Raw genomic sequence first — 22,597 nt, forward strand, 5'->3', positions numbered from 1 at the left:
CTCAGTTGCCCTCCTTGCGCGACAGTTGCGCCAGCATCAGGCGGGCGATCGCCAGCACGATGAAGGTCACGATGAACAGCACGAAGCCGAGCAGCAGCAGCGCCGAGCGGTAGGTCTCGGTGGCTTCACCGAAGTCGTTGGCGATCAGCGCGGCGATGGTGGTGCCCGGCTCCAGCAGCGACGGCGACAGCCGCACCGTGTTGCCGACCACGAACGCCACCGCCATGGTCTCGCCGAGCGCGCGGCCCAGGCCCAGGAAGATGCCGCCGATCACCGCCGAGCGGGTGTAGGGCAGCACGATGTCCCAACTCACTTCCCATCTGGTCGAGCCCAGCGCATAGGCCGATTCCTTCAGCCGCGTCGGCACGGTCAGGAACACTTCGCGCATCACCGAGGAGATGAACGGAATCACCATGATCGCCAGCACGAAACCGGCGGTGAGCAGGCCGATGCCCAGTGGCGGGCCCTGGAACATCGGGCCGATCAGCGGCAGCGTGCCGAGGTGGTCGTTGAGCCACGGCGTGCCGTACTCGGTCATCACCGGCACCAGCACGAACAGGCCCCACATGCCGTAGATGATCGAGGGAATGCCGGCCAGCAGTTCGATCGCGGTCCCGATCGGGCCGCGCAGCCAGCGTGGCGATACCTCGGTGAGGAAGAAGGCGATGCCGTAGCTCACCGGCACCGCGATCAGCATCGCGATCAGCGCGGTGACCAGGGTGCCGTAGATCGGCGCCAGCGCGCCGTACTTGTTCTCGACCGGATTCCATTCGCTGGAATAGAAGAAGCTCAGGCCCTGCAACTGCAGGGCGTGGCGGCCGCCCCACAGCATCGACAGCGCCGCGCTGGCCAGGGCGACGAGGACGAACACGACGGTGGCGGTGAGGATCCAGCGGAACAGACGGTCGGCACGGGCGTCGCGCAGGTCGCGTCCGCGGGGCGCGGTGATCGCTTCGGGAATGACGGTGGCGTTCATGGGCTCGGTATGTGTCGGAGCGCGCGGCGGCGCGATCCGATCGTGGCCGCGGCGGGGGGGGCCGCGCGCGGTGGGTGGCTGCGTCGCTCCCGCACAGGCGGGAACCCGAAAGTCCGAAGTACGTGATGCCGAGACGGCGACCGGCGCTGCACGGTGCAGCGCCGGTGCCGGCGCGCGCGCGACGCCTCACGCGTCCGCGCGCGTGCTTCCGCCGACAAGGGCGGAAGCGGTGTCGCGCTTACTTGAACTCCTTGGCCCAGTACGCTTCGATCTGCTGCACCAGCGCCGGCGGCAGCGGTACGTAGTGCAGGGCGTCGGCCTGCGGCTGGCCCTTCTCGAAGGCCCACTTGAAGAAGTCCAGGGTCGCCTTGCTGCGCGCCGGGTCCTTGGCCTGCTTGTGCATCAGCATGAAGTTGGTGGCGGTGATCGGCCACGCCTGCGCGCCCGTGGCGTTGGTGATGACCAGGTTGAAGTCCTTGGCGTTGGCCCAGTCGGCCGACTGGGCGGCCGCGGCGAAGCTCTCGGCGTTGGGCTGCACCCAGTTGCCGGCGGCGTTCTGCATCGACGCGTACGGCATCTTGTTCTGCAGCGCGTAGGCCAGTTCGACGTAGCCGATCGCGCCCTTGATCTGCTGCACGTACGAGGCCACGCCTTCGTTGCCCTTGCCGCCGACGCCGCCCGGCCACTGCACCGAGGTGCCTTCGCCGACCTTGCCCTTCCACTCCGGGCTGACCTTGGACAGGTAGTTGGTGAAGTTGAAGCTGGTGCCCGAGCCGTCGGAGCGGTGCACCAGGTTGATCTTGGTGTCGGGCAGGGTCACGCCCGGGTTCAGCGCGGTCAGCGCCGGGTCGTTCCACTTGCTGATCTTGCCCAGGAAGATGTCGGCCAGCACTGGGCCGGTCAGCCGCAGCTTGCCCGCGTCCATGCCGTCGAGGTTGACCACCGGCACCACCCCCCCAATCGCCGAGGGGAACTGGCCCAGGCCGGCCGCGGCCAGTTCGGCGCTGTCCAGCGGCTTGTCGGAGGAGCCGAAATCGACCGTGCCGGCCTTGATCTGGGCGATGCCGCCGCCGGAGCCGATCGACTGGTAGTTGATCTTGTTGCCGGTGGCCGCGTTGTAGTCGGCCGACCACTTGGAGATCAGCGGATAGATGAAGGAGGCACCGGCGCCGGAAATCTCCGCCGTGGTCTTGGCGCCGGCGGCCGGGGCAGCAGCGGGCGTCCCGCCTGCCGCGTCGGCGGCGCCCTGCTTGTCGCCGTTGCCGGGCTGGCAGGCAGTGACGGCGAAGGCCAGGGCGAGGGACAGGACGGCAATGCGTGCCGGCTGCAGTTTCATGGGGTCACTCCGTAGCGAAGAGCGCCGGGACATCCGGCGGATGCTCGCTATGAAATGATATTTTTGTTACAGCCAGATGACTTGCGAGGTGGTTGGCGGACGCCATCACGGGATGCGCTGGGCGCGCCATTCCGCAGGCGTATGCCATGCGGCTGGCGGGTGCCGATGGCGGACCGGCAAGGCCTCGCGATCGGGGACAAAAAAGACGCGGACCCTGCGGTCCGCGCCTGCGGGTGTCGCGCTGTGCCGGGCGAGTGCGCCGGCACGGGCGGGACGCCGGCTTACTTCATGTTCTGCGCCCAGTAGGCTTCGATCTGCTTGACCAGCGGCTCCGGCAGCGGCACATAGTCCAGCGCCTTGGCCTGCGCCTGGCCCTGCTCGAACGACCACTTGAAGAAGTCCAGCGCGGCCTTCGACGACACCGGCTTCTTGGCCTTCTTGTACATGATGGCCCAGGTGGTGGCGGTGATCGGCCACGCGTCCTGGCCCGGGGCGTTGGTCATGATCAGGTTGAAGTCCTTGGCCGACTTCCAGTCCGCGGTGGCGGCGGCGGCGGAGAAGGTCTTGTCGTCGGGCATCACGAAACGGCCGGCGGCGTTCTTCATGCCGGCGTAGCTGAGCTTGTTCTGCAGCGCGTAGGCGTACTCGACGTAGCCGATGCCGCCGCGGATCTGCTTGACGTAGGCGGCCACGCCTTCGTTGCCCTTGCCGCCGATGCCGGCCGGCCACTGCACGGCGGTGCCTTCGCCGACCTTGCTCTTCCACTCCGGGCTGACCTTGGACAGGTAGTTGGTGAAGTTGAAGCTGGTGCCCGAACCGTCGGAGCGGTGCACGATGGTGATCTTCAGGTCGGGCAGGGCCAGGCCCGGGTTAAGCGCGGCGATCGCCGGGTCGTTCCACTTGCTGATCTTGCCGAGGAAGATGTTGGCCAGCGTGGTGCCGTCGAGCTTCATCGCGCCCGGGGCCACGCCCGCCACGTTGAACACCGGCACGATGCCGCCGATCACGACCGGGAACTGGCCCAGGCCGAACTTGTCCAGCTCCGCGCCGCTCAGCGGCTTGTCGGAGGCGCCGAAATCGACCGTGGCCGCCTGGATCTGCGCGATGCCGCCGCCGGAACCGATCGACTGGTAGTTGACGCGGTTGCCGCTTTTCTCGGCATAGGCAGCCGACCACTTCGACAGCACCGGATAGACGAAGCTGGAGCCTGCGCCAGTGACATCGGTGGCTTGCGCCGCGAGCGAAAACGAAGCGACCGCGGCGGCTGCCAGCAGTCGGAGCTTGAGGGAACGCATCGGGAGAACTCCTGAAATAGGTGGGATGTCGGCACCCCTGCCGGCATCGGCTGCATTCCAAGACTTTTTCATGAACGTCTGAAGAAAACCGGATGTCAGTCCGGTGACAACCAGGCCGGGCGGGGATGCCTTCGTTCCGACACGAAGCTGACTCAAAAACGTCATGTCTTTGACGGAATCTTTACAAATGGTCGGGCCATCGCACTGGGGCCGCACCGCACCCATACCACCCTGCCACCACCCATCGGAGACATCCCAATGCGTTCTCATCTTCTCGCCACGGCGATCCTCGCCAGCCTCGGCCTGGCGTCGGCGCCGCAGGCGTTCGCGGCGAAGGCCAAGGCCAGCAGCAACCCGCCCGCCGTCAGCGCTGCCCAGCTGCAACAGCTGCAGGCGCAGATCGAAGCGCTGCAGACCCAGGTCCAGCAGCTGCAGGCGCAGTCGGAGGCCTTGCAGGCGCAGTCCGACGCGCAGTCGGAAGTGAATGTCGTGCAGGCCCAGGCGACCGAATCGGCGCAGGCCAGCGCCGCCAAGGTCGACAAGCTCGCCAAGCTGGTCAACGACAACAAGATCGGCGGCCGCATGTTCTTCGACCTGACCAACATCGACCGCACCAGCGGCGGCGCCAAGACCGCCGCCAGCGGCACCGGCCTGGACGTCAAGCGTTTCTACCTGACCGTCGACCACAGCTTCAACGAGATCTGGTCGGCCAACCTGACCACCGACTTCCAGTACAGCTCGGCGCTGTCCAACACCCAGCTGTTCGTCAAGAAGGCCTACGTGCAGGGCAAGTTCGACGACGCCTTCGCGCTGCGCATCGGTGCCGCCGACATGCCGTGGGTGCCGTTCGTCGAGAAGTTCTACGGCTACCGCTACGTCGAGAACACCCTGACCGACCGCCTGAAGTACGCCAACTCCTCCGACTGGGGCCTGCATGCCTTCGGCGACCTGGGTTCGCAGGTCAACTACGCGATGTCGGTGGTCAACGGCGCCGGCTACAAGAACCCGACCCGCGGCAAGGGCATGGACGTGGAAGGCCGCGTCGCCTACATGCCGATGCAGAACCTGGCCATCGCCGTCGGCGCCTACTCGGGCAAGCTGGGCAAGGAAACCGACATCCTCGACGCGCAGCACGACTACACCCGCGCCGACGCGATGGTCGCCTACGCCGACTCCAACTTCCGCCTGGGCGGCGAGTACTTCCAGGCCAAGAACCTCAACAACGTGCTGACCGCGGCGAGCGACAAGTCCAGCGGCTGGTCGGTGTGGGGCAGCGTGGCGCTGACCGACGGCGGCATCAACGCCTTCGCCCGCTACGACAAGACCGACCTGAGCAAGACCATCGACCCGACCCTCAACGACAAGTACTGGAACGTCGGCGTCGAGTTCCCGGTGTTGAAGAACCTGAAGCTGGCCACCGTGTACAAGTACACGCACCAGGAAAACGCCAGCGCCAAGACCGACGTGGAGACCAAGGAATTCGGCGTCTGGGGCGACCTGTCGTTCTGATCGGCGCCACCGCGCACGCTGTACCCGAAGGCGACGCACTGCGTCGCCTTCTTTTTTGCGTCGCGATCACGCAGGCACCCGCGGCGCGACAGTGCCCGGGGTGGCCTTCACGGTTCGCGTCGACAGCGGTGGACGATGCGGCAAATTGTGCGGCGCAGCACTTGTCATCGCCGAGGCGCCTTCCTACTGTCGAGGCATGCTCGCTCGTCTGTCCATGCTGGTGTTGTCCGCGTTGCTGGCGCTGTCCGCGATCCGTGCAGGATCGGTCGCGGCGGCGGCACCGGTGGCGCTGTGCGCGAGCGCCTGCGCCAGCGAAGTCGACGCTGACATCGACCTCGACCCGCCCGAGCTGGAAGCGCCAGCCGCCGATGCAGACCCGCACGACGTGCCGCTCGCGGTCGCGCCCGCGCTGTTTCCGCCACTGCCCCTGATCCGGCCTGTCTTGCCGGGGCCGGCGGCCGCGCCTTGCCGCGGCTATCGGCGCCCGGCGCTGCGTCCTCCCGCCGTCGCCTGACGCCCCGCATCGCCGCTGGCGATGCCGATCCTGCTGTGCTGCTGCTTGCGTCTGCGTCGTACCGAATGCGGTGCGGCCTCTGTCCCCCCGTGCCTGGAGATCCCCCCATGCAACGTCTGCTCGACGGTTTCCGCCACTTCCGCAACGAGGTCTATCCGCGCCAGCGTGGACTGTTCCGGCAACTCGCCGCCGGCCAGACCCCGCACACGCTGTTCATCACCTGCGCCGATTCGCGGGTGATGCCGGAACTGATGTTCGCCGCCCAGCCCGGCGAGCTGTTCGTCTACCGCAACATCGGCAACGTGGTCCCGCCGTACTCGCAGCACGTCAGCGGCGTGGTCGCGGCGATCGAGTACGCGGTGGCGGTGCTGCAGGTCGAGCACATCGTGATCTGCGGCCATACCGATTGCGGCGCGATGAAGGCGGTGCTCAATCCCGCCGCGCTGCAGGACGTGCCGACCGTGGCCGCCTGGCTCAAGCACACCGACAGCGCACGCCACGTCGCCGCGCAGCACGGCCATGCCGCGCATGGCGAGGACGCGTTGCACTGCCTGACCGAGGAGAACGTGGTGGCGCAGCTGGACCACCTGCGCACGCAGCCGGTGGTGGCGGCGCGGCTGGCGCGCGGCACGCTGCGTCTGCACGGCTGGATCTACGACATCGGCCATGGCGAGATCCGCGCCTTCGATGTCGAGCAGGGGCGTTTCCTGCCGCTGCTGCCGGAAGCCGGGCGGCGCCCGCCCGATGCCACGCCGCGGCCGCGCCTGGCCCCGGCCCTGCGCAACGTCGCCGTCTGAGGAGCCGCCCATGCACACCATGACAGAGCACGCTCCGGCCGGCGCCTCCGCGCTGGCCCGTTACCTGCGCGGCGGCGCCTTCGGCCGCGACCTGCTGGCCTCGGTGGTGGTCTTCCTGGTCGCGTTGCCGCTGTGCATGGGGATCGCGATCGCCTCGGGCATGCCGCCGGCCGCCGGGCTGATCACCGGCATCGTCGGCGGCCTGGTGGTCGGGCTGATCGCCGGCTCGCCGCTGCAGGTCAGCGGCCCGGCCGCGGGATTGGCGGTGCTGGTGTTCGAACTGGTCCGCGCGCATGGCGTGGCGGCGCTGGGGCCGGTGATCCTGCTGGCCGGCGCGATCCAGCTGGTGGCCGGAGTGTGCCGGGCCGGCGTGTGGTTCCGCATGACCTCGCCGGCGGTGGTGGCCGGCATGCTCTCGGGCATCGGCATCCTGATCGTCGCCTCGCAATCGCACGTGTTGCTGGATGCGGCGCCGAAGGCCCGCGGCCTGGAGAACTTCGCCGCGTTGCCCACGGCGCTGTGGCGCGCGCTGGACGCCGGCGTGGGCCGCGCCGCCTTGCTGGTCGGCCTGGGCACCATCGCGATCATGCTGGCGTGGGAGCGGCTGCGTCCGCAGCGCCTGCGTTTCGTGCCCGGCGCGCTGCTGGCGGTGGTGGCGATGACCGCGCTGGTGCAGGTGCAGGCATTGGACGTGCGCAAGGTCGACGTGCCGGCCAACCTGCTCTCGGCGATCCGGGTGCCGAGCCTGGACGACATGCTCGGCGTGTTCGACGCCACGCTGCTGCTGTCGGCGTTCACCTTCGCCTTCATCGCCAGCGCCGAGACCTTGCTGTCGGCGGCGGCGGTGGACCGCATGCACCAGGGCCCGCGCACCCAGTACGACCGCGAACTGGCCGCGCAGGGCGTGGGCAACATGCTGTGCGGTTTGCTCGGCGCGTTGCCGATGACCGGGGTGATCGTGCGCAGTGCGGCCAACGTGCAGGCCGGCGCGGCGACGCGCGTGTCCACCATGCTGCACGCGGCGTGGCTGCTGGTGTTCGCGTTGCTGCTGCCGTGGCTGCTGCGGATGACGCCGGTGGCGTGCCTGGCCGGCATCCTGGTCTATACCGGGCTGAAGATGGTCAAGCTCGGGCAGGTGCGCGAACTGGCCGCCTACGGCCGCGGCACCGCCGCGATCTACCTGGCGACCACCTTCGCCATCGTCGCCACCGACCTGCTGACCGGCGTGCTGATCGGCTTTGCGTTGTCGCTGCTGCGGCTGGCGCTGCAGCAGTCGCGGCTGACGGTCGGGGTGCATGCGCACGAAGACGGTGCCGGCGCCGGTGCCGGCAAGCTGCGCCTGTCGCTGGAGGGCTCGGCCACGTTCCTGCGCGTGCCGACGATGGCGCGGACCCTGGAGCGGCTGCCGCCGAACACCGAACTGCACCTGGACGTGGCGCGACTGCGCCATGTCGACCACGCGTGCCTGGAACTGCTGCGCGACTGGAGCCGCAATGCCGCGGCCCGCGGCTGTGCCCTGGTGGTGGACTGGAAGGAACTGGACCGGCGCGTGGAAGGGCAACGTGCGGCGTAGTCTGTGGTGTGGCCGGCAGTGCTTTCGCCTGGCCAGTCGACAACATCCTGTAGGAGCGGTTTCAACCGCGATGCGGGCAGGCGAGGCCGTGTAGCGACGGAAACTGTCGCGGCTGAAGCCGCTCCTACAGTGCAATCAGGCGGCGTTCCGCTAGCGGTTTCGACCGTGGCGAGCGCGGCAGGCGATGTCGGCGACGGAGATTGTCGTGGCTGACGCCGCTCCTGCAATGCCGCAGGCGACGGCTTGGGAAGCACTGTAGGAGCGGTTTCAACCGCGACGAGCGCAGCGATAGGCTCCGGGTGTTAGCTGCTGTCGGGGCTGAAGCCCCTCCCACAACAGCAGGTTCCGGCTTGCGGAACGCCATTGTGGGAGCGACTTCAGTCGCGACGAGCGGAGCGGCGGACCTCGCGTGCCGCGCTGGTTGCCGGAGCCGATGTCCCCAGTCCCGCACCAACCGGCGCTCAAGGCTGTGGTGCAGACAATGACGCGCGCGCCTGCCTGCGACTGCGCCGCTCACCCCGGCGTCTTGTCCTTGTACCGGCACAGGTCGCGGATCGCGCACTGCGGACAGTCGGGCTTGCGTGCCTTGCACACGTAGCGGCCGTGCAGGATCAGCCAGTGGTGGGCATCGTGCAGGAACTGCGCCGGCACCCGCTTGAGCAGGGAATCCTCGACCGCGCGCACGTCCTTGCCCGGCGCCAGCCCGGTGCGGTTGGCGACGCGGAAGATGTGCGTGTCCACCGCCATGGTCGGTTCGCCGAAGGCGGTGTTGAGCACCACGTTGGCGGTCTTGCGGCCGACCCCGGGCAGCGCCTCCAGCGCGGCGCGCGCATGCGGCACCTCGCCGCCGTGCTGCTCGACCAGGATCCGGCAGGTGGCGATGACGTTCTTGGCCTTGGCGTTGAACAGGCCGATGGTGGAGATGTAGCGCTTCAGCCCGTCCTCGCCCAGTGCCAGGATCGCGGCCGGGGTGTTCGCCACCGGGTACAGGCGGCGGGTGGCCTTGTTGACGCCGACGTCGGTGGCCTGCGCCGAGAGGATCACCGCGATCAGCAGTTCGAACGGGGTGGTGTACTCCAGCTCGGTGGTCGGGCTGGGATTGAGTTCGGACAGGCGCGAGAACAGCTCCTGGATCTCGTCCCTGCTCAGCAGGCGTCCGCGCCGCGCTGGCGCTGGCGCGGTGGCGGTGGCGCTCATCGGCCACCCCGCTGCGCGGCCTTGGCCTTGGCCCGGGCCAGGATCGCCGCGGCCGCCGCCGGCAGGGCCGGCGCGCTCGGCGCGGTTGCTGTGGCCGCGGCCGGCACCGGTCCGGCGCGGCGCGCCTGGCGTGCCGCGGCGCGGCGTTCCAGCCGCGCGGCGCGCGCCCGGTAGCGCGCCCGCGCAGCCCAGGCATCGCGCAGGCGGTGCTGCGCGGCGCGCAACTGCGCGCGCAGCTGCGGATGCGCCGGATCCAGGCGATCGTCGCCGGGATCGTCGCCGCGGTAGTCCATCAGGCCGCCGTCGATCGCGGCGTCCAGATCGTCGTCCAGGATCCAGCGCAGCAACTGCAGCGGCGTGGCGGGCGTGGGGGCGTGCGACATCGTGCGCGGGCTCAGCGGTTGCGGAAGTGCGGCCGGCGCCGCTCCAGGAAGGCGCGGGTGCCTTCGCGCATGTCCTCGCTGGAGAACAGCAGGCCGAACTGCGCGGTCTCGTACTCCAGCCCCTGTTCGATCGCGCTCTCGCCGCCGATCTGGATCGCGTCGAGGATGCCGCGCAGCGCCAGCGGCGCGGCCTCGGCCAGTTGCTGCGCCAGCTGCAGCGTGGTCGCGCGCAGTTCGGCGGCGGCCACCACCCGGTTGACCAGGCCCAGTTGCAACGCGCGCGCCGCGTCGATCGGCGCGCCGAGCAGACACAGTTCCAGCGCCGCGGCGCGGCCGGCCAGCCGCAGCAGGCGCTGGGTGCCGCCGAAGCCGGGGATCAGCCCGAGGTTGATCTCCGGCTGGCCCAGGCGGGCGCTCTCGGCGGCCACGCGCAGGTGGCAGGCCATCGCCAGTTCCAGGCCGCCGCCGAGGGCGAAGCCGTTGACCATCGCCAGCACCGGCTTGGGCATGCGCTCGATCCGGCGCATCAGGCGCTGGCCCAGTTGCGAGAAGTCGCGGCCCTGCACCGGTGTCAGTTCGTTCATTTCGGCGATGTCGGCGCCGGCCACGAAGGCCTTCTCGCCGGCGCCGGTCAGCACCACCACGCGGATCTGCGGGTCCTCGGCGGCCGTGGCGAAGGCCGCATCCAGCGCCTGCAATACCTGGCGATTCAAGGCGTTGAGCTTGTCGGCTCGATTCACGGTGAGGATGCGGATCGCACCCTGGGTATCGGCGAGGACCGGCGTGCCGGACATGTGCATTCCTGGTTGTTAAAAAAAAGTAATGGGAACTCTGGGCGGGCCGCAGCAGTCAGAGCAGCGTCGTCGGTAGCGGTTATGCGTCGCGGCGGCTATCCTAACGCGTCATCTCAGGCGGCACGGGCCGCCCTGTGCCACCACCCTGGAGAATTGTTTGATGAAGTTGCGTTCTATTGCGGTCGCTGTCGCGGCCCTCGCCCTGAGCGGCAATGCGTTCGCCCAGGACACCTCGTCCGAGAAGGGCAAGCTGAGCTATTACTTCGGCTACGACTACGGCAACAACCTTGCCGAACTCACCGGCCGCGGCGAGCAGCTCGATATCAATGCGGTGGTGAAGGGCTTGCAGGACGCCTACGCCAAGAAGCAGCCGGCGGTCAGCGCCGACCAGCTGAAGCCGGCGGTGGAAGCGTTCCAGAAGCGCGAGCAGGCCCGCGCCCAGCAGGCCAAGGCCGACTACGAGAAGGCCGCTGCCGAGAACAAGACCAAGAGCGACCAGTTCATGGCCCAGAACAAGGCCAAGCCCGGCGTGCAGACGCTGCCCAGCGGCGTGCAGTACCGCGTGATCGAGGCCGGTACCGGTCCCAAGCCGACCCAGGCCAGCACGGTGCAGCTGGAAGTGGCCGGTCCGTATCCGTTCGGCCAGCGCCCGGCGCAGGCGCGCCCGGCGCAGCAGATCCCGGCGATCAAGGTCAGCGAAGTCGAGATGCAGGCCATGCGCGACACGCTGCTGCAGATGCCGGCCGGCTCCAAGTGGGAAGTGACCCTGCCGCCGGACAAGGCCTACGGCGCCGACCCGCGTACGCCGTTCCCGCCGAACGTGGCGGTGCAGTTCGAGATCAAGCTGGTCAGCGTCAAGTAAGCACGCCGCTCCAGTGCACGACGATTGCGCCGGCAGCGATGCCGGCGCAATTTTTTTTGGCAGGCGACGACGGCGCCGACGAATCGCGCTAGGCTGGCAAGGTGTCGAATCCGATGGATCCCGTTCCGCATGCCCCGCTTACGCCCTGCATCGGTATCTGCCGTCTCGATGCGCAGGGCCATTGCGTGGGCTGCCTGCGCAGCGGCGACGAGATCGCACGCTGGCGCGGCATGAGCGACGCCGAACGCCGCCGCTACATGGACGAGGTGCTGCCGGGCCGCGGCTGGTCGCCGTCGCCGGCGCAGCGCCTGGCCGAACGCGCGCATCTGCTGCGTGCGCTGCACCCGTTGCAGCGGCCGCCGGCGGGGCCGGGCTGGAACCACCACGAACTGCAGGACCTGCTGCCGGACGGCGCGCCGGTGGAAGCCGCGGTGCTGGCCGGCCTGGTGCCGCGCGCCGACGGCACCCACGTGCTGCTGACCCGGCGCACCGACAGCCTGCGCCACCACGGCGGCCAGGTCAGCTTTCCCGGCGGCCGCATCGAGGCCAGCGACGCCGACGCGGTGGCCGCGGCGCTGCGCGAGAGCGAGGAAGAGATCGCGCTGCCGGCGACCCAGGCCGAGCCGCTGGGCTACCTGGATCCGTTCGTCACCATCAGCGGCTTCCGGGTGATGCCGGTGGTCGCGGCGATCGATCCGCGCTTCGTGCCGCAGCCGCATCCGGGCGAGGTGGCGGAGGTGTTCGAGGTGCCGCTGGCCTATCTGATGGCGCCGGACAACCTGCGCAGCATCGAGACCGATTACCGCGGACGCCCGCGGGTCGTGCTGGAGTACGGCTGGCCCGGCCAGCGGATCTGGGGCGCGACCGCGGCGATCCTGCTCAACCTGCGCCGCCGACTGGAGCAAACCGCATGACCACCGCGTCTCTCGAATGGCACACCCTGGTCGAGGCGTCGGCGTTGGCCGCCGCGCTCGGCGATCCCGCGCTGCGGCTAGTGGATGCGCGCTTCGCGCCGGCGGCACTGCTCGACCCCGCCGCCGCCGCGGCAGCGCGCCAGGCCTATCTGCAGTCGCACCTGCCCGGCGCGGTCTACGCCGATCTGAACACCGATCTGTCCGATCTCGGCCGTCGCGGCCTGGGCCGGCATCCGTTGCCGGACGCCGCGGCGTTCGCGCGCACCCTGGGCCAGTGGGGCATCGGCCGGCAGCACCAGGTGGTGGTCTACGACGCCGGCGACGGCAGCATGGCCGCGGCGCGGTTGTGGTGGATGCTGGGCCTGCTCGGCCATCGCCGTGTCGCCGTGCTCGACGGCGGCCTGGCCGAGTGGCGCCGGCTCGGCCTGCCGGAAACCGACGCGGCCACTGCGCCGTCGCCGTTGCCGCCGTATCCGCAGACCTTCGACGCGGCGCGCATCGTCTCGGCCGAGGAGGTCGCCGCGCGCCTGCACGAGGCGCCGGGCTGGCTGCTCGATGCGCGCGCCGGCGAACGCTTTCGCGGTGAAGTGGAGCCGATCGACCCGCTGCCCGGCCACGTCCCCGGCGCGCTCAACCGGCCGCTGGCGCAGAACCTGCGCGACGGCCGCCTGCGCCCGGCGCAGGAACTGCGCGCGGAGCTGCAGCCGCTGCTGCAGGGGCGCGATCCGCGCGAGGTGGTGCTGATGTGCGGCTCCGGCGTCACCGCCTGCCATCTGCTGCTGGCGCTGGAGCATGCCGGCCTGCACGGCGCGCGCGTGTATGCCGGCTCCTGGAGCGGCTGGATCGCCGATCCGGCGCGGCCGCGCGCCACCGGCTAGGCGCGCGGCATCGACACGGCGGACAGGCACGATGGTGGGCGACAGGGGGCGGACGCATGCGGTGGCGTGAGACTTGCGGGCTGGCGATGCTGCTGGGCCTGGCTGCCTGCGGCGACCGGCGTGCGGCGACCGATGGCGCCGATGCCTCGCCGCGTGCGCAATCGGCCACGCACTATCGCGAGGCGGTGCAGCACAGCCGTGCGCAGCGCGTGGCGACGCTGCGCGCGCCGTCGGGCTGGTTGAGCTACACCGGCTCCGGCCGCCTGCACGGCGGCGTGCACCAGGTCGGCAGCGCCGCCGGCAACGACGTGCAGTTGCCGGCCGGCCCGGCGCATCTGGGCGTGCTGCAGGTGGATCCGCAGCAGGGCGTGCATTTCCAGGCCGCGGCGGACGCGACGGTGCAGGTGAACGGCCAGCCGTTCCGCGGCGGCCGGCTGGAGACCGACACGGCGCATGGCACCCAGACCCGCCTGATGCTGGGCGCGCAGGAGTTCTACGTGGTGCGCACCGGCAACCTGTTCGGCTGGCGGTTCCGCGATCCGCAGGCGCCGGCGCGCGCGCGCTTCCGCGGCATCGACTATTTCCCGATCGATCCGCAGTGGCGGGTGGTGGCCGACTGGCATCCGCTGCCGGCGCCGCGGGCGATGGTGCTGCTGACCTCGATCGGCACGCCGCAGCCGCTGGCCCTGGTCGGCAGCGCCGAATTCGTGCTGCACGGGCGGCACCATCGCCTGCAGGTCCTGCGCGACGGCGCCGGCCAGCGCCTGTTCCTGCCGTTCTCCGACCGCACCAGCGGCCGCGAGAGCTATGGCGGCGCCCGCTATCTGTTCGTGCCGCCGCCGCAGGGCGACCGCATCGTGCTGGATTTCAACCTGGCGCAGAACCCGCCGTGCGCGTTCACCCCGCACGTGGTGTGTGCGCTGGCGCCGGTGGGCAATCGCCTGGACGTGGCGGTGACGGCCGGCGAGAAGAACTACGTCGGCGCGCGCTGATATTTCGTAGGAGCGGCTCTTGTCCCCTTTTGCCGGATCAGCCGCGACCCGATTCGATCGGTGACGCCCGGTCGCGGCTGAAGCCGCTCCTGCGACGGGTCGCGATCAGGCCGGCGGCGCATACGGCGCCAGCGCCACCGCCGCCAGCACCTGCGGCCACGGGAAGCGCGGCCCCGGATCCAGCTTGCGCTGCACCTGCCGCGTCGGATCGTCGCTGGCCGGTTCCAGGCTGCGGTCCAGCGCATCGTGCCCGGCGATGTGGCGCAGTTGCGGCAACTCCGCGCGCAGTTGCTGCAGCAGCCGGATCAGCGCCTGCAGTTGCGCCGGCGGGTAGGGCTCGGCCATCGCCTGGTGGCGCGAATCCAGCCACAGCGGATAACGGCCGCGATTGACCAGTTCGATACCCAGCGACTGCCGGTTGTAGCCGCGCACGTGGTGCGCGATGCGCTGCAGCGGCACGTAGCGGTGCACGCTGCCGTCGCGGTCGATGTAGAAATGGCCGCTGTTGCCGGTGCCCGACGGATACAGCACGCGCTCGCCGTACAGGCGCGCGCTGGCCAGGTCCGGCAGCTCGGTGCAGTGGATCACCGCCAGGGTGATGCTCTCCGGCGCGCGCTCCTCCAGCAGTCCGACGTAGGGCAGGGGCGCATCGTGGATCGGCAACGGCGAGGTGGGCGGCATGCGCGGATGCTAGCATTCGCCGATGACCCTGAATTCCGAAAGCCCGCTGGCGACCCTGCTGGCCACACTGCCGCGCGCCGGACGCGTGGAATGGATCGGCCTGCGCCCGGCGCGCGACGTGCCGATGCACGCAGTCGACGCCGCCGCGGCGCAGACCGGGGGCGGCCTGCACGGCGACCGCTACGCCGGGCGCAACGGCAAGCGCGGGGTGACCCTGATCCAGGCCGAGCACCTGCCGGCGATCGCCGCGCTGGCCGGTCACGCGGCGGTGGCGCCGGCGACCCTGCGGCGCAACGTGGTGGTCTCGGGCATTCCGCTGATCGCGCTGAAGGGGCGCCGCTTCCGCATCGGCGAGGTCGAGCTGGAAGGCGTCGCGCCGTGCGATCCGTGCTCGCGCATGGAACAGGCGCTTGGGCCGGGCGGCTACAACGCCATGCGCGGCCACGGCGGCCTGTGCGCACGCATCGTGCAGGGCGGCACGCTGCGGCTGGGCGATGCGGTGGTGGCGCTGTGAGCCGCGGCCACTGCATCCTCTCGCACGGCTTCGAGAGCGGGCCGGACGCGATCAAGGTGACCGCGCTGGCCGAGGTCGCGCAGCGCCTGGGCTGGAGCCATTCGCGCCCTGACTACACCGACCTGGACGCGCGCCGCGACATCAGCCCGCTCGGCGACGTGCCGACCCGCCTGCAGCGCCTGCTGGAGCTGGCGCAGGCCGCGGCGCAGCGCGGGCCGCTGGTGCTGGCCGGTTCCAGCCTCGGCGCCTACATCGCCGCGCAGGTGTCGCTGCACGTGCCGGTGCGCGGCCTGTTCCTGATGGTGCCGCCGACGCGGATGGGCCACCTGCCGGCGCTGGACGCGGCACCGGTGCCGACCTCGGTGGTGCACGCCTGGCGCGACGAACTGATTCCCGCCGGCGAGGTGATCGCCTGGGCGCAGGCGCGCGCCGCGCGGCTGCTGCTGGTCGACGACACGCATCGCCTGGGCGAGCACGTGGCGACCTCGGCGCAGGCCTTCGCCGAGCTGCTGGAGCGCCTGTGAGCGCGTCCGACGCGTTGTCGGTGCGCGCCGCGCGGCCGGCCGACGCGGCGGCGATCGAGGCGCTGACCCTGGTCGCGTTCTTCCGCGTCGCGCACAGCCGCCACGACGAGCAGGACATCATCGAACGGTTGCGCGCCGATGGCGCGCTGACCCTGTCGCTGGTGATCGAGCATGAGGGCTATGTCGTCGGCCATGTCGCGGTGTCGCCGGTGAGCCTGTCCGACGGCAGCCGCGGCTGGTACGGCCTGGGGCCGCTGTCGGTGGGGCCGGGCCACCAGCGCCAGGGCCTGGGCGCGCGGCTGGTGCGCGAGGCATTGGCGCAGTTGCAAGCGCTGGGCGCGGCCGGCTGCGTGGTGCTGGGCGAGCCGGCGTACTACGCGCGCTTCGGCTTCCGTCCGGAGCCGGGGCTGACCCTGCCGGGCGTGCCGGTCGAGGCGTTCCAGGCGCTGGCCTTCGGCGAGCGCCTGCCGCCGATGGCCGAGGTGACCTACCACCCGGCGTTCCTGTCCGCTTCCTGAGCCATCGCGGCGCGACGTCGCCCGTCAGGGGCGGGGTGCGCTAGCATCGCCGCGCGCCCCCCTCGAGGATCCACGCCGATGCGCCATTGATGCCGCCGTCTTCGCGACGGCCTTCGTCCCACCTGCCGAGCGATCGGTGGGCACGACCGGCATCCATGGAGGTTCCCATGACGCATCCGCTGCTTGCGCTGGACAGCGCGACGCATGTCCTGCCCGATGGCAGGATCCTGTTTTCCGATCTGCACTTCGCGCTCGACGCGCGCCGCTCCGGCCTGGTGGGGCGCAATGGCGTCGGCAAGAGCGTGTTTGCGCGCTTGCTGGCCGGCGAGTTGACGCCCAGCGCCGGGCGCTGCGTGCGCCACGGTCGCCTCCACTACGTGCCGCAGCAGATCGCGCCGCCAGCGCATGCCACCGTCGCCGACCTGGCCGGGGTGGGCGCGGCGCTGCAGGCGCTGGCGCGGATCGAGGCGGGCAGCGTCGACGCGGCCGACTTCGATGCGCTCGGCGAGCGTTGGGACATCGCCCAGCGGTTGCAGGCGCAGCTGCACGCCCACGGCCTGGGCGGGTTGCCGCCGCAACGCCTGGCCGCCACGCTCAGCGGCGGCGAAGCGATGCGGGTGGCGTTGATCGGCGCCTGGCTGGCCGATGCCGATGCGCTGATCCTCGACGAACCGACCCTGCACCTGGACGCGGCGCAGCGGCAGCGCCTGCGCGAAGCGCTGCAGCGCTGGCCGGGCGGCCTGCTGGTGATCAGCCACGATCCGTTGCTGCTGCAGGACATGCAGCGCACGCTGGAGCTGTCGCCCGGCGGGCTGCGCGACTACGGCGGCGACTACGCGTTCTACCTGCAATGCCGGGCACGCGAGCGCGACGTCGCGCAGGCCGAACTGGCCCGGCACAAGCTGCAGCATGCGCGCGACAACGCCGCCTGGCAGGCGCAGCACGAGCGACAGCAGCGGCGCAGCGCGCGCGGCCGGCAGCAGGCCGGCGTGGCCAACCAGGCGCCGGTCCTGCTCGGCCGCCAGAAGCAGCGCAGCCAGGAGAGCGCCGGCAAGCGCGTGCGCGACCACCAGGCGACGCAGGCGCGCACCCTGGCGCGCATCGCCGCGGCGGCGCGCCAGGTGCAGCCCGACGTGCCGGTGGCGCTGTTCGCGCCGCCGCCGGCCGATGCGGCGACCCGGCGCCTGGTCGAGTTGCAGGCGCTGCGGTTGCCGTTCGCGCCGGCGACGCGGCAGCCGCTGGATCTGGTGGTGCAGGGCGGCGCACGGATCGGCGTGGTCGGGGCCAACGGCAGCGGCAAGTCGACCCTGCTGCGCGCGTTGGCCGGGCACGTGCAGGCACTGTCCGGCAGTTGCCGGGTGCGCGCGGCCAGCGCCTATCTGGACCAGTCGCTGACGCTGCTCGATCCGGCCGCCACCGCGCTGGCACAGGTGCAGGCCGCAGCGCCCGGCATCGCGCTGGCCGACCTGCGCACGCGGCTGGCCTTGCTCGGCCTGGACGCGCAACGCATCGGCGTGCCCTGCGCCCGACTCAGCGGCGGCGAACGGCTGAAGACCGCGCTGGCCTGCGCGTTCTACCGCACGCCGCCGGCGGAGCTGCTGTTGCTGGACGAGCCGGACAACCATCTGGACCGCGAGGCCCGCGACGCGCTGCGTGCGGTGTTGCTGCAGTATCCCGGCGCGATGCTGGTGGTGTCGCACGATGCGGACTTCCTCGACACGCTGCGCCTGCAGCAGCGCTTGCAGGCCGATCCCGAGGCGTGGCGGCTGACGCCATGGTGAGTGGCGTGCGCTGCCGTCGACGGGGTCGGCCGCCGGGCGTTGCGCGGCGAGCTGGGGAGGGCACTGACAGCGTCAGCGCCCTCGCCGCGATGATCTGCGCAGCCTGCAGCCTGCAGCCTGCATCGGTCCGTGCCGCGGTCGACGTTGTGCGTCGCAGGGCGGCGCGACGGCCGCCGCTCAGGCATCGGTGGAACGGCTCACGGCCTCCCAGGCCGCGATGTCCGCCTTCAGGTGGTCGAGCTTGTCACACACCAGGCCCAGGGCGTCGCTACCCAACAACAGATGTGCAGGCGGTGCAGGCGCGTCGATCAACGCTAGCATGGCCTGGGCGGCCTTGGCCGGGTCACCGAGCTGGCGGCCGCTCTTGGCCTGGCGGGCGTCGCGGATCGGATCGAACAGCGGATCGTAGTCGGCGATGCTGCGCGGCGTCCTGACCATCGAACGGCCCGCCCAGTCGGTGCGGAACGACCCCGGCGCCACCGCCGTCACGTGGATGCCCAGCGCGGCGACCTCCTGTCCCAACGCTTCGGAAATGCCCTCCAGCGCGAACTTGCTGCCGCAGTAGTAGGCGATGCCGGGCATGGTGATGAAGCCGCCCATCGAGGTGATGTTGACGATGTGCCCGCGGCCTCGTTGACGCATGGCGGGCAGCACCGCCTTCATCATCGCCACCGCGCCGACCACGTTGACGTCGAGTTGGTGACGCAGGGCCTCCAGCGGGGATTCCTCCAGGATCCCTTCGTGGCCGTAGCCGGCATTGTTGACCAGCACGTCCAGCGGCCCGACCGTGGCTTCGATCTCGGCGACGATGCCGGGAATGGCCTCGACGTCGGTGACGTCCAGCACACGGGCGACCGCCCCGGCGCCGAGCGCCTCGAACTCCTGCCGCGCCTGCGCGCTGCGCACGGTGCCGACGACGCGATGTCCGGCCGTCAGCGCCGCTTGAGCCAGCGCGCGGCCGAGGCCGCTGCTGACGCCGGTGATGAGCAAGGTTTTTTCCGGTGCCATGGCACGCTCCTGAGGGGATGAGCGGCGAATGATGCGATGATCAACGCGCCGCTCCGATGCCGCGATCTCTGCAATCCTTGCCTGTTTCTATGACTGCCGTCGCCAGTTCCGTCGACTTGCTGCGTGCCCTGGCACCGCAGGAGGGCTACAACCTGACCGCATTGCCGGATGTCCGGGTGCTGCCGGCCGCTGACCGATACGCCGGTGCTGTACGACCCGGGCATCGTCATCGTCTGCCAGGGCGCCAAGCGCGGCCATTTCGGAGAGTCGGTGTTCGTCTACGACGAGCAGCACTATCTGTCCGTCGCCGTCCCGGTGCCCTTCACCATGCAATCCGACGGCAGCGCGGAGCGTCCGTTGCTGGCGCTGTACCTGCACCTGGACTTCCAGCTCGCGGCCGGGCTGCTGGTCGAGCTCGACCAGGCCGGTCCTGTGCCGCTGGCGCAGGCGCCGGCGAGCATGCTGTCCAGCCCGATGGACGACAGCATGCGACAGACCGTGCAGCGCCTGCTGCAGGCGCTGAGCCACCCGCTGGACGCGGCGATCCTCGGCCGCGCACTCGTGCGCGAGCTGTACTTCCGCGTGCTGACCGGGCCGCAAGGCCACGGGCTGCGCGCGGCCTTGGCGCAGCAAGGCCACTTCGGCCGCATCGGTCGTGCCCTGCAGCGCATCCACCGCGATCACGCCCGGCGGCTCGACGTCGCGCAGCTGGCGCGCGAGGCGGGGATGAGCACGCCCTCGTTCCATGCGCATTTTAAGGCGGTGACCCAGGTCGCGCCGATGCAGTACCTGAAATCGATCCGCCTGCACCAGGCGCGGCTGCTGATGGCGCGCGAGGGCATGACCGCCGCGGCCGCCGGTCACGCGGTCGGCTACGAGAGCGCGTCGCAGTTCACCCGCGAGTTCAAACGTCTGTTCGGCCGGCCGCCGATGGCGGAAGCACGGCGCATGCGCGCCGACTTCGCCGTGCCGCCGGCCATGGCCGGCGCGGCATTCGTCGCCTCGCATTGAGCGATGCGGTGCGCACCACGGCTACGGAGTGCGCGTCTGCAGCGTCAGCTGTCCCATAGCGGCGCGGGATCGGTCGCGAGGCGAGCGACGGCGGGCGAGGTCGCTGCGCCAGGCGCACGAGGCCGCTGACGGCCGCGGCGCACGCTGCGCTATGGCGCCGCGCAGCAGGCAGGGGCGCACGGACCCTGTGGTATTCTGCGCGCCGTTGCGGTGCCGTGCGTTCGCGCGCTCACCGCCGATCCGCGGCCGCGGCCGCGGCAACGCCGGATCCGGCGCTGCGATGCGCCACGCGCGCGTCGTCCGCCGTGCCTCCCTCCCGTCCGTCCTGGTCCGCCTTCCGTGAAATTCTTCGTCTCCTGCGCCAAGGGCCTGGAATACCTGCTTGTCGATGAACTGCTCGCGCTCGGCGTGGCGCAGGCCACCGCCACCGTCGCCGGGGTCAATGCCGAAGGCACCCTGCAGGACGCGCAGCGCGCGGTGCTGTGGTCGCGCCTGGCCAGCCGCGTGCTGTGGCCGTTGCAGTCCTTCGACTGCCCCGACGAGGCGGCGCTGTACGCAGGCGTGGCGGCGCTGCCGTGGCGCAACCATCTGGCGCCGCAGCACACCCTGGCGGTGGACGCGCATGTGTCCGGCACCGGCATCACTCACGCGCGCTTCGCCGCGCAGCGGGTCAAGGACGCGGTGGTGGACACGCTGCGCGGCGAGGGCCTGGAGCGGCCGTCGGTGGACGTGGAGCACCCGGACCTGCGCCTGAACCTGTCGCTGCGCAAGGGCCGCGCCACGCTGTCGGTGGACCTGGGCGGCGGCTCGCTGCACCGGCGCGGCTGGCGCCAGGCGCAGAACGAGGCGCCGCTGAAGGAGAACCTGGCCGCGGCGGTGCTGCTGCGCGGGCAGTGGCCGGCGCTGTACGCGCAGGGTGGCGGACTGCTGGATCCGATGTGCGGCAGCGGCACGCTGCTGATCGAAGGCGCGCTGATGGCCGCCGATGTCGCGCCGGGCCTGCTGCGCGGCGAGCTGGCGGCGCAGCAGCGCGGCGACACCGACGCCGACGCCGCGCCGAGCCGCTGGCTGGGGTTCGACCTGGCGGCCTGGCGCACGCTGCTGGCCGAGGCGCGGCAGCGTGCCCAGGCCGGTCGCGCGGCGTTGCGGCCGGTGCTGTACGGCAGCGACATCGACCCGCACGCGCTGCGCGCGGCGCGCGAGAACGCGCAGGCCGCCGGCGTGGCCGAGGCGATCGTCTTCGCCGTGCACGACGTCGCCGACCTGCGCGCGCCGGCGCAGGCGCTGGGCACGGTGGTGTGCAATCCCCCCTACGACGAGCGCCTGGCCGCCGACGCGGCGCTGTACCGGCGCCTGGGCGATGCGCTCAAGCGCGCGGTGCCGCAGTGGCGCGCCAGCCTGCTGTGCGGCAGCGACGAACTGGCCTATGCCACCGGCCTGCGCGCGGCCAAGAAGTACCAGATGTTCAACGGCGCGCTGGAATGCCCGTTGATCGTCTGCGACCCGATCGCGGTCGCGCCGCGCGCGGGCGCCGCCGAGGCGCCGCGCGCGCTCAGCGACGGCGCGCAGATGGTCGCCAACCGCCTGCGCAAGAACCTGCGCAAGTTCAAGACCTGGCGCACGCGCGAGCGGATCAGCTGCTACCGCGCCTACGACGCCGACCTGCCGGAGTACGCGGCGGCGATCGACGTGTACCAGGAAGACGGCGGCCAGGCGCGCACCTTCCTGCACGTGCAGGAGTACGCGGCACCGGACAGCATTCCCGATGCGGACGTGCGCCGCCGCCGCAACGAACTGCTGGCGGCCGCGCGCGAGGTGTTCGCGGTGCCGGCCGAACAGGTGGCGCTGAAGACCCGCGAACGCGGCAAGGGCGGCAGCAAGTACGGCCGCTTCGAGCAGCGCGGCGAGTTCCTGGTGGTGCGCGAGCACGAGGCGCTGCTGCGGGTGAACCTGTTCGACTACCTGGACACCGGGCTGTTCCTCGACCACCGTCCGCTGCGCGGGACGATGGCGCGGCAGGCGCGCGGCAAGCGCTTCCTCAACCTGTTCTGCTACACCGGGGTGGCCAGCGTGCAGGCGGCGGTGGCCGGCGCCGATTCCACCACCAGCGTGGACCTGTCCGGCACCTACCTGCAGTGGTGCGCCGACAACCTGGCGTTCAACGGCAAGGGCGGCGCCCAGCACCGGCTGGTGCAGGCCGATGCGCTGAGCTGGCTGGAGGCGGAGAAGAACCGTTACGACGTGATCTTCTGCGACCCGCCGACCTTCTCCAACTCCGCGCGCGCCGAGGATTTCGACATCCAGCGCGAGCACGTGCGGCTGTTGCGCGCGGCGGTGGCGCGGCTGATGCCCGAAGGCGTGCTGTACTTCTCCAACAACTTCCGCCGCTTCAAGCTCGACGAGAACGCGCTGGCCGAGTTCGCCGTATGCGAGGAGATCAGCGCGCAGACCATCGATCCGGATTTCGAGCGCAACCCGCGCATCCACCGCGCCTGGCGGTTGCAGCGGCGCTGAGGCGCGTCGCGCCGGTTGCCTCGTAG

The 22,597-nt window shown here is 71.0% G+C and carries 22 protein-coding genes; 14 read left to right on the top strand and 8 right to left on the bottom strand.

Annotated elements, in window-relative coordinates; genetic code table 11:
• Window position 1: 1 nt before the first annotated feature.
• From pstC to pstS (NKJ47_RS08385), 3 genes are all read right to left on the bottom strand, one after another.
• A complete protein-coding gene (gene pstC / locus NKJ47_RS08375) occupies window positions 2-976 on the bottom strand; it encodes a phosphate ABC transporter permease subunit PstC (protein WP_254461008.1) in 975 nt (324 codons plus the stop codon).
• Window positions 977-1,214: 238 nt separating this feature from the next.
• Window positions 1,215-2,312, bottom strand: coding sequence for a phosphate ABC transporter substrate-binding protein PstS (gene pstS, locus NKJ47_RS08380; RefSeq protein ID WP_254461009.1), 1,098 nt, complete (start codon window positions 2,310-2,312; stop codon window positions 1,215-1,217).
• 281 nt (window positions 2,313-2,593) lie between these two features.
• A complete protein-coding gene (gene pstS / locus NKJ47_RS08385; protein ID WP_254461010.1) occupies window positions 2,594-3,607 on the bottom strand; it encodes a phosphate ABC transporter substrate-binding protein PstS in 1,014 nt (337 codons plus the stop codon).
• Window positions 3,608-3,865: 258 nt separating this feature from the next.
• Here pstS (NKJ47_RS08385) and NKJ47_RS08390 point away from each other — a divergent pair, with 258 nt between their 5' ends.
• The 4 genes from NKJ47_RS08390 to NKJ47_RS08405 all read left to right on the top strand — a co-directional run bounded on the left by NKJ47_RS08390 (window position 3,866) and on the right by NKJ47_RS08405 (window position 8,000).
• Entirely contained in the window at window positions 3,866-5,116 is a 1,251-nt protein-coding gene (locus NKJ47_RS08390) for a porin (RefSeq protein ID WP_254461011.1), read from the top strand.
• Between the two features lie 196 nt (window positions 5,117-5,312).
• Window positions 5,313-5,630 (top strand): hypothetical protein, encoded by a 318-nt coding sequence (locus NKJ47_RS08395; RefSeq protein ID WP_254461012.1) that lies wholly within the window; start codon window positions 5,313-5,315, stop codon window positions 5,628-5,630.
• Window positions 5,631-5,737: 107 nt separating this feature from the next.
• A complete protein-coding gene (locus NKJ47_RS08400) occupies window positions 5,738-6,427 on the top strand; it encodes a carbonic anhydrase (protein ID WP_254461013.1) in 690 nt (229 codons plus the stop codon).
• A 10-nt stretch (window positions 6,428-6,437) separates the two neighbouring features.
• Window positions 6,438-8,000, top strand: a complete 1,563-nt coding sequence (locus NKJ47_RS08405; protein ID WP_429002503.1) for a SulP family inorganic anion transporter — start codon at window positions 6,438-6,440, stop codon at window positions 7,998-8,000.
• Window positions 8,001-8,513: 513 nt separating this feature from the next.
• Here the strand turns inward: NKJ47_RS08405 and nth are convergent.
• From nth to NKJ47_RS08420, 3 genes are read right to left on the bottom strand one after another with little or no spacing between them, the layout of a single operon-like run.
• Entirely contained in the window at window positions 8,514-9,197 is a 684-nt protein-coding gene (gene nth, locus NKJ47_RS08410) for an endonuclease III (protein WP_254461014.1), read from the bottom strand.
• Window positions 9,194-9,580: a hypothetical protein gene (locus tag NKJ47_RS08415; protein WP_254461015.1), complete on the bottom strand. Its 387-nt coding sequence runs from the start codon at window positions 9,578-9,580 to the stop codon at window positions 9,194-9,196. Before NKJ47_RS08415 ends, nth begins: the two co-directional genes overlap by 4 nt.
• 11 nt (window positions 9,581-9,591) lie before the next feature.
• Entirely contained in the window at window positions 9,592-10,374 is a 783-nt protein-coding gene (locus NKJ47_RS08420) for an enoyl-CoA hydratase/isomerase family protein (protein WP_254461016.1), read from the bottom strand.
• Window positions 10,375-10,534: 160 nt separating this feature from the next.
• Between NKJ47_RS08420 and NKJ47_RS08425 the strand changes: the two genes are divergently transcribed.
• The 4 genes from NKJ47_RS08425 (at window position 10,535) to NKJ47_RS08440 (ending at window position 14,020) form a co-directional block, all read left to right on the top strand.
• Entirely contained in the window at window positions 10,535-11,236 is a 702-nt protein-coding gene (locus NKJ47_RS08425; RefSeq protein ID WP_254461017.1) for an FKBP-type peptidyl-prolyl cis-trans isomerase N-terminal domain-containing protein, read from the top strand.
• A gap of 113 nt (window positions 11,237-11,349) precedes the next feature.
• Window positions 11,350-12,150, top strand: coding sequence for an NUDIX hydrolase (locus tag NKJ47_RS08430; RefSeq protein WP_254461018.1), 801 nt, complete (start codon window positions 11,350-11,352; stop codon window positions 12,148-12,150).
• Entirely contained in the window at window positions 12,147-13,028 is an 882-nt protein-coding gene (locus tag NKJ47_RS08435; RefSeq protein ID WP_254461019.1) for a sulfurtransferase, read from the top strand. The genes NKJ47_RS08430 and NKJ47_RS08435 overlap by 4 nt, the downstream gene beginning before the upstream one ends.
• A 56-nt stretch (window positions 13,029-13,084) precedes the next feature.
• Window positions 13,085-14,020, top strand: a complete 936-nt coding sequence (locus tag NKJ47_RS08440) for a DUF1684 domain-containing protein (protein ID WP_254461020.1) — start codon at window positions 13,085-13,087, stop codon at window positions 14,018-14,020.
• A gap of 105 nt (window positions 14,021-14,125) precedes the next feature.
• On the opposite strand, the gene NKJ47_RS08445 is transcribed toward NKJ47_RS08440, so the two are convergent.
• Window positions 14,126-14,701, bottom strand: a complete 576-nt coding sequence (locus NKJ47_RS08445) for an N-acetylmuramoyl-L-alanine amidase (RefSeq protein WP_254461021.1) — start codon at window positions 14,699-14,701, stop codon at window positions 14,126-14,128.
• A gap of 22 nt (window positions 14,702-14,723) precedes the next feature.
• Between NKJ47_RS08445 and NKJ47_RS08450 the strand changes: the two genes are divergently transcribed.
• The 4 genes from NKJ47_RS08450 (at window position 14,724) to NKJ47_RS08465 (ending at window position 18,038) form a co-directional block, all read left to right on the top strand.
• Entirely contained in the window at window positions 14,724-15,215 is a 492-nt protein-coding gene (locus NKJ47_RS08450; protein ID WP_254461022.1) for an MOSC domain-containing protein, read from the top strand.
• Window positions 15,212-15,739 carry an alpha/beta fold hydrolase gene (locus NKJ47_RS08455; RefSeq protein ID WP_254461023.1) on the top strand — a complete coding sequence of 176 codons (528 nt, stop codon included), beginning with the start codon at window positions 15,212-15,214 and terminating at the stop codon, window positions 15,737-15,739. The genes NKJ47_RS08450 and NKJ47_RS08455 overlap by 4 nt, the downstream gene beginning before the upstream one ends.
• Window positions 15,736-16,257: a GNAT family N-acetyltransferase gene (locus tag NKJ47_RS08460; RefSeq protein ID WP_254461024.1), complete on the top strand. Its 522-nt coding sequence runs from the start codon at window positions 15,736-15,738 to the stop codon at window positions 16,255-16,257. Before NKJ47_RS08455 ends, NKJ47_RS08460 begins: the two co-directional genes overlap by 4 nt.
• A gap of 167 nt (window positions 16,258-16,424) precedes the next feature.
• A complete protein-coding gene (locus NKJ47_RS08465) occupies window positions 16,425-18,038 on the top strand; it encodes an ABC-F family ATP-binding cassette domain-containing protein (protein ID WP_254461025.1) in 1,614 nt (537 codons plus the stop codon).
• Window positions 18,039-18,215: 177 nt separating this feature from the next.
• Here NKJ47_RS08465 and NKJ47_RS08470 read toward each other — a convergent pair whose 3' ends face one another.
• Window positions 18,216-19,046 carry an oxidoreductase gene (locus NKJ47_RS08470; protein ID WP_254461026.1) on the bottom strand — a complete coding sequence of 277 codons (831 nt, stop codon included), beginning with the start codon at window positions 19,044-19,046 and terminating at the stop codon, window positions 18,216-18,218.
• Window positions 19,047-19,214: 168 nt separating this feature from the next.
• Between NKJ47_RS08470 and NKJ47_RS08475 the strand changes: the two genes are divergently transcribed.
• Window positions 19,215-20,057, top strand: a complete 843-nt coding sequence (locus NKJ47_RS08475; RefSeq protein WP_254461027.1) for an AraC family transcriptional regulator — start codon at window positions 19,215-19,217, stop codon at window positions 20,055-20,057.
• Between the two features lie 339 nt (window positions 20,058-20,396).
• A complete protein-coding gene (rlmKL, locus tag NKJ47_RS08480) occupies window positions 20,397-22,571 on the top strand; it encodes a bifunctional 23S rRNA (guanine(2069)-N(7))-methyltransferase RlmK/23S rRNA (guanine(2445)-N(2))-methyltransferase RlmL (RefSeq protein ID WP_254461028.1) in 2,175 nt (724 codons plus the stop codon).
• The last annotated feature ends 26 nt before the right edge of the window (window positions 22,572-22,597 follow it).

The organism is Xanthomonas sacchari, assembly GCF_024266585.1.
Taxonomy (GTDB): domain Bacteria; phylum Pseudomonadota; class Gammaproteobacteria; order Xanthomonadales; family Xanthomonadaceae; genus Xanthomonas_A; species Xanthomonas_A sacchari_C.

What these genes read in the sequence shown, in the direction of transcription:
- NKJ47_RS08440 (WP_254461020.1), top strand. Translation starts at nt 13,085, where the DNA reads ATGCGGTGGCGTGAGACTTGCGGGCTGGCGATGCTGCTGGGCCTGGCT.
- NKJ47_RS08445 (WP_254461021.1), bottom strand. Translation starts at nt 14,701, where the DNA reads ATGCCGCCCACCTCGCCGTTGCCGATCCACGATGCGCCCCTGCCCTAC.
- NKJ47_RS08390 (WP_254461011.1), top strand. Translation starts at nt 3,866, where the DNA reads ATGCGTTCTCATCTTCTCGCCACGGCGATCCTCGCCAGCCTCGGCCTG.
- NKJ47_RS08425 (WP_254461017.1), top strand. Translation starts at nt 10,535, where the DNA reads ATGAAGTTGCGTTCTATTGCGGTCGCTGTCGCGGCCCTCGCCCTGAGC.
- NKJ47_RS08435 (WP_254461019.1), top strand. Translation starts at nt 12,147, where the DNA reads ATGACCACCGCGTCTCTCGAATGGCACACCCTGGTCGAGGCGTCGGCG.
- NKJ47_RS08475 (WP_254461027.1), top strand. Translation starts at nt 19,215, where the DNA reads ATGTCCGGGTGCTGCCGGCCGCTGACCGATACGCCGGTGCTGTACGAC.
- NKJ47_RS08420 (WP_254461016.1), bottom strand. Translation starts at nt 10,374, where the DNA reads ATGTCCGGCACGCCGGTCCTCGCCGATACCCAGGGTGCGATCCGCATC.
- NKJ47_RS08395 (WP_254461012.1), top strand. Translation starts at nt 5,313, where the DNA reads ATGCTCGCTCGTCTGTCCATGCTGGTGTTGTCCGCGTTGCTGGCGCTG.
- NKJ47_RS08430 (WP_254461018.1), top strand. Translation starts at nt 11,350, where the DNA reads ATGGATCCCGTTCCGCATGCCCCGCTTACGCCCTGCATCGGTATCTGC.
- NKJ47_RS08415 (WP_254461015.1), bottom strand. Translation starts at nt 9,580, where the DNA reads ATGTCGCACGCCCCCACGCCCGCCACGCCGCTGCAGTTGCTGCGCTGG.
- nth (WP_254461014.1), bottom strand. Translation starts at nt 9,197, where the DNA reads ATGAGCGCCACCGCCACCGCGCCAGCGCCAGCGCGGCGCGGACGCCTG.
- NKJ47_RS08400 (WP_254461013.1), top strand. Translation starts at nt 5,738, where the DNA reads ATGCAACGTCTGCTCGACGGTTTCCGCCACTTCCGCAACGAGGTCTAT.
- pstS (WP_254461009.1), bottom strand. Translation starts at nt 2,312, where the DNA reads ATGAAACTGCAGCCGGCACGCATTGCCGTCCTGTCCCTCGCCCTGGCC.
- NKJ47_RS08405 (WP_429002503.1), top strand. Translation starts at nt 6,438, where the DNA reads ATGCACACCATGACAGAGCACGCTCCGGCCGGCGCCTCCGCGCTGGCC.
- NKJ47_RS08470 (WP_254461026.1), bottom strand. Translation starts at nt 19,046, where the DNA reads ATGGCACCGGAAAAAACCTTGCTCATCACCGGCGTCAGCAGCGGCCTC.
- pstS (WP_254461010.1), bottom strand. Translation starts at nt 3,607, where the DNA reads ATGCGTTCCCTCAAGCTCCGACTGCTGGCAGCCGCCGCGGTCGCTTCG.
- NKJ47_RS08465 (WP_254461025.1), top strand. Translation starts at nt 16,425, where the DNA reads ATGACGCATCCGCTGCTTGCGCTGGACAGCGCGACGCATGTCCTGCCC.
- NKJ47_RS08450 (WP_254461022.1), top strand. Translation starts at nt 14,724, where the DNA reads ATGACCCTGAATTCCGAAAGCCCGCTGGCGACCCTGCTGGCCACACTG.
- pstC (WP_254461008.1), bottom strand. Translation starts at nt 976, where the DNA reads ATGAACGCCACCGTCATTCCCGAAGCGATCACCGCGCCCCGCGGACGC.